This is a genomic window from Candidatus Micrarchaeota archaeon, from assembly GCA_021163225.1.
Taxonomy (GTDB): Archaea; Micrarchaeota; Micrarchaeia; order Anstonellales; family JAGGXE01; genus JAGGXE01.
Genome location: JAGGXE010000006.1, coordinates 1 through 5,209 on the forward strand (window position 1 = coordinate 1; position 5,209 = coordinate 5,209).

The 5,209-nt window shown below is 45.8% G+C and carries 5 protein-coding genes; 3 read left to right on the forward strand and 2 right to left on the reverse strand.

Features of this window, described 5'->3' with window-relative positions; genetic code table 11:
* Positions 1-379: 379 nt before the first annotated feature.
* A complete protein-coding gene (locus J7K41_00525; GenBank protein MCD6549186.1) occupies positions 380-1,540 on the forward strand; it encodes a hypothetical protein in 1,161 nt (386 codons plus the stop codon).
* Between the two features lie 23 nt (positions 1,541-1,563).
* Here the strand turns inward: J7K41_00525 and J7K41_00530 are convergent, their stop codons facing one another.
* Positions 1,564-2,094 (reverse strand): CDP-2,3-bis-(O-geranylgeranyl)-sn-glycerol synthase, encoded by a 531-nt coding sequence (locus J7K41_00530; GenBank protein ID MCD6549187.1) that lies wholly within the window; start codon positions 2,092-2,094, stop codon positions 1,564-1,566.
* Between the two features lie 41 nt (positions 2,095-2,135).
* Here J7K41_00530 and J7K41_00535 point away from each other — a divergent pair, with 41 nt between their 5' ends.
* A complete protein-coding gene (locus J7K41_00535; protein ID MCD6549188.1) occupies positions 2,136-3,437 on the forward strand; it encodes a hypothetical protein in 1,302 nt (433 codons plus the stop codon).
* Between the two features lie 12 nt (positions 3,438-3,449).
* On the opposite strand, the gene J7K41_00540 is transcribed toward J7K41_00535, so the two are convergent.
* Positions 3,450-4,721 carry a ribose-phosphate pyrophosphokinase gene (locus J7K41_00540; protein MCD6549189.1) on the reverse strand — a complete coding sequence of 424 codons (1,272 nt, stop codon included), beginning with the start codon at positions 4,719-4,721 and terminating at the stop codon, positions 3,450-3,452.
* A 289-nt stretch (positions 4,722-5,010) separates the two neighbouring features.
* Between J7K41_00540 and J7K41_00545 the strand changes: the two genes are divergently transcribed.
* The coding region (locus tag J7K41_00545) for a hypothetical protein (protein MCD6549190.1) at positions 5,011-5,209 on the forward strand (199 nt) is incomplete at its 3' end.

Here is a 5,209-nt window from a genome sequence, read left to right on the forward strand (position 1 = left end):
ATTGAAATCTATACCGAACTCGTCCACCATTCTTGTATTCCACCAAACCTTGTACTTCTCTTCTTACTCATCTCCAACGAATTAATTTTATAGGGATTATTCACGAAGGCAGCAGCTGTTCCTGCTATGTGAATTCTTGTCCGCCTTGTTTATGTGCTTTTTAGCGAGAGGAAGTAATTTCGGGAGAATACGTTTGGAGTACTTTTATGAATACTATTTTTGGAGATGAGTAGAAGGAAAGTGTAAAGAGAGTCTCCAAATTCAAATTTTAAGGGAACACCAAACTTATTTACAATTACACATCTGCGGGGCTCGGTACAGAAAGGTTTAAATATGTTTATTTGTGTATAACAATTGTAAAATGAGTGGGGGTGATCTGTTGAACAAAGGTTCATTATCCGTTTTCTTGGTGATGTTGGTCTTCGTATCTCTTACGTATGCAGATTACGACCTTGTCAAAGAATACGATACGGATTACGGCACCGTTGTCAGAGAGTTGCACGTTTACGAGAACAAAACCTACGACATATTTGCATTGAAGTACGTGTATTCTTACAGATCGGTCATGACGATCAAGTTTACAAACGGGCAACCTCTGGTAAAAGAAGTTCTGGTTAAAGAAACGTTGGGTCCGTATTCGCAACCGAACTTTGATCCGGAACCGTACTCTCAATCCGATGATAGTGTTGTTTGGAAGTTTACCGATGTTCCTGTTAACAGAACTGTTGAAATGGTTATCGAAGATGATGGACTGATAGATAACGAAACATTTTTCTCGATGCCCGCCCCGGATTTGACAGTGACATTGAAGAAAGTGCGTTTATTGGTACCGAACAACGTCAGTTTAGGAGAAGAGTTGACCATCTCAGTGGTCGATGAAGACAACATGCCTGTCCAGGTGCCCGTAGAAGTCGTTTACCCGGACGGCAGGTCCGTTAACATCACTTTGAATTCGGACGGTATAGCAACACTCATCCCCGAAGACCAGGGGTACTACGTGGTACGCATTCCCGGGTTTAACATTGAGAAAAAGGTGAACGTATTCAAACCTCTTCCCGTAAACCAGACGCTTACAACCGCTGCTATGACGGGTCAGAGCGACAAGGATAGGTTGATGGTCTTCCTACCCGTTCTGGTAGTGTTAGTTATCATTGCTGCGATCCTGTTCGGCGTTATCGTACTTTACGCACCGCGGAGAAGGGACGAGACCGATGACATAGACAACCTTTTCACGCCCAAGGTCGAAACCGTTGAACGATTCGAAGAGAACCGGTTGGAAGGTTCGGTGCCGGAACCGCCTTTTGATGAGAAACCTATTTCACCACCCGCTCCCATAGAGCATAAACCTTACGAGACCGTTGATAAGGCGGACCTGGAGGAAAAGATCAAACGGATCAAGGAATTGGCTGAAGAGATTAAAAAGACGCAGAAGGTTTCGAAGGCTCGAACAGTAAAGAAACGTTCGACGCGGACCGCGTCGAGAACAGGTGGTTCATCCAGAAAGAAGAAGACCAGAAAAACCAGGACAAGAAAGAAATAAAGCGATTTTTCCCCTTTTGTTTTTTACCACGGGACCTTCTTTAGTCCTATTCTGTTTGCCAGGAAGTTAGTGCTCTTATGAAGTACGTATGTTATGATTAAGACGAGGAAGTAATGGATAACCTCGATAGTGAAGGTAAGCTGAGATAGGATCGGAAACAGAAAAACCGTTGCCATGATTAGGAATCCGAGTTCGTCCATGATAGGAGCGGGGTCACCTTCTTTAAGGTTTAGACGTCTTTTGATGAAGGAACCTGTCATATCACCTGCCATCGCGCCCACACCTTCTAACAGCCCTGCCAGAGCATAACATATTCTATCGTTGAAAAGAAAGAGGTGGGTATGCCATACACCTAACACCGCTCCTGCCGCAAACCCGGTTATTATCCCGGCTATGAGACCGCGTACGGTTTTACTGTTCCCGAGGAGTTTCCGTCCGTCGATAAACCTTTTGCCTAGGTCGACGGGACACCCTCCCCCCAGGAGCACAGGTGCACCGTTAGCCACGTATGCGGGTATGAAGAGTACGAACAGTCTGACCAATGCGGTGACCATCGTAAGCATTTATAAAACCAAAGTTTAAAAAAGTGATTCGTATGGAACTCACTCTCAAAGGTGTCATAGTAAAGGAATTGAGACGCAACAGATATCTTTTGGCGACACGCAGCAAGACCTATGTCGTAGAATCAAAGGATAGGTTGGATATCGGTCCGTGCAAGGTGACTGTTTCAGGGTCGGACGGTACCATGACCGTGATAGAACATGCCCCGATAGACGAATATATCGAACCCGATGTTGAGATAAGGTCTCTGGACCCGTTACTCAGTAATCCCGTTCTTTCGAAGATGATGCAGGATGTACGTAGAACTGCCGAACGGATCAAACGTGCGGTTTTTATGGGACGCGACGTACTCATAAGGTTTCACAACGATACCGACGGTATTACTTCGGCACTTCTTATCTACATGGCTTTGAAGAAACCCGTGCACAACATGCAGAACAATTCTGTTATATATTCACCTTCCGAAGCGTTGCGCGACCTGAGTTTGATGACTGGTTACAGACCGTTGGTACTGATTTTGGACCTCGGTTCCGACCCGCATTGCGATGAAGGCATAAAACTTCTTTTAGGAGCGGGTGCGGAAGTCATCGTTGTGGACCATCATCCGCCCAATCATCACATAGATTCGGTGAGTTACCTCAACCCCTGGGATTACGGTGGCGATTCCAACATTACTACTGGTGTGCTCGCCGCAGAGTTATCGCGTGCCCTCGGGCTCGACGACGAAACCGCGAGGAAGTTGATGAATTATTCGTTAACCGGTGATAAGAGTGACCTTTACACACCGACCGATGAGGACATTGCAACTTCGGTAGTGCTCGATTATATAGGCGTATACTCCTCTTTTCCGAACACACTGGAATTTTACAAACGTGTTCTGTTCGATGACCGTGCATTGTTCGAAAGCATACGTGTGGAAGCCTATGAAAAGATCGAAGAGATCAGGTCGAATTTAGAGAAGTATATGAGTATGAGAGAGGTCGTTAGAAACGGGACGGATATTCGTGTCTATTTGTTACGTCTGGACAAACTTGTTAAACGGTTCGGGTTTCCGTCCAAATCAAAGGCGTGCGGTATCGCGTTTGAAGAGATAGGTGATAGTTATAACGGTCCGTACGTTGTTATAGGTTACGGTAAACGGTTGATTACTGTTCGTGTGAACAGCGAAGCCTACCGGTTGGGTGTCAGTGCACGTCGAATCATCTCCGACCTCATGACAGACCTCGGTGATGTAATAATCTCTGGCGGCGGTCATGATAAAGCGGCGAGTTTGAGGACCGATAACGTTGAACTTGTTTTGTCAGAGTTTATCAAACGGGTGGGCGCTACCGATTAGAACTGAGGAGGTTCATATCTCATCAAGATGTACACGTGCTACGGATTCGTTGAAATGTAAACTGAATATCGTTTCTGCGATACGCGGTGCGATGGATATCTCGTTATACCACTCATGCTCCTTAGAGAAGGACTCGTGTCTCGGTACTGTATCAGTTGTCATTACCGCTAACAGTTCCCCGCACTCGTACCGTTTGTCGAACTCCTCAATAGGGTCGAACCTCTTCGTCTTATTATAGTTGCCTAAGAAATGCGTGACCATCACGACGAACTTTCCTATTCCCTTATCCTTGCATGCGTCCATTACCTTGAACAACGTTCCCCCAGTGTCTACCATATCATCTATGATCAGGGCATGTTTGTCCTTTAGAAGATGGTCAGGATAGGGAAGGATGACTCTGTCCACCACCCCCACCGAATCGTAATCCCTGACCTTTGACGCGATGTACACCGGAAGATCTAACTGTTTGGCAAAATGCTCACACTTCTTAGCGGCACCCGCGTCAGGAGCGATGATCACGAATCGTTCCCTGTAGTTAGGGAACCTCTTTTTAAACTCAGAAACGAGATCCCCGGTAGGATAGAGGTTGTCTATCTTCATGTCCACGGAAGCGGCCAACGTACCTATGGAATGTATGTCAAACACGAACAGTTCGTCACATCCGGATTCGTTCAACAGATGAAGGAAATCCCGTGCGGTTATCCCTTCCCGTTTCCTTCGGTGGTCCTGGCGTTCGTTGGAGAGTAACGGGTTGAACACTATTACCTTCCTCGCGCCCGCATCACGTTTCAGTGTGGATACCGTGTAGAAGAGTTCCATATCGTTCTCCGAAACGGTTCGTTCGTTATGCCATCTGTTCAGCAGGTCATAGATTTCTTGGCATGCACGTTCGTTTACCCCGGTACTTACGATGTTCATTATGTTGAAGAGTATCTTCTCTGGAGGAGTAACGGGACGGAAGGATTGATGGATCAGGAAAACGTTCGCGCCCCTCACGCTTTTGTCTATTTCTATCTTGAATTCTGTACTGTTAAAATCCACACGTTTGACCGGCCATAACCTGAACTCTTCCGAACCAAAAGATGCCCGGTTATCGGCTTTCAACATGACCAATCTGTCATATCTCTTTTCTTTCAGAACATCCCAAGGCGGTATCTGCCATCTCTCTGTCACGCCCAGTTTTTCAAACTCTCTCTTTATCTTAGTGTCCAACGCCTTACAGACCTTCTTACCGAGTTCCCTACTGTTTGAGGTAGCCGCAACGATAAGCCGGTCATGAACCATCCCATCACCCCATATAGTTATGATGAACGATGTTTTAAATTTATTGTTTTGACACTTTAGGCAACAGGTCTAATTTATATCATCCGAATCGCGCTCACACACCGGCACGATTGCTTACCTCTCCCACATCCGTTGTTATGTATGATCCAAATCATTCTTCTTACAGAAGCCCTCGGTTTTCCGGTATCTGATTTTGTTTTTAACCTGCGTTTTTTCATCATCTCACCACGTCCAGTGCAACGTACAACCTTTAAATACTGTGTTTTCCATAGGATAATCAGGAATATCTATGAAAAAAGTGTTCAAAAAACGTTCGGGAAACGTTGATAGACGTAACCGGTTCGTTCGGTTCTATCCTTTGTTCGACCTTACGGGCGACCGTGGCCCGATTGAAGAACTGTTGTCAAGGTACGGAATCACTACTTTTGAGGATAGGATTAAGACATTGGTCTTGATGATAAACGATCCCGAGATGTCCAGGACGGTCA

Coding starts and splice junctions, on each gene's coding strand:
- J7K41_00530 (MCD6549187.1), bottom strand. CDS start 2,094: ATGGTCACCGCATTGGTCAGACTGTTCGTACTCTTCATACCCGCATAC.
- J7K41_00535 (MCD6549188.1), top strand. CDS start 2,136: ATGGAACTCACTCTCAAAGGTGTCATAGTAAAGGAATTGAGACGCAAC.
- J7K41_00540 (MCD6549189.1), bottom strand. CDS start 4,721: ATGGTTCATGACCGGCTTATCGTTGCGGCTACCTCAAACAGTAGGGAA.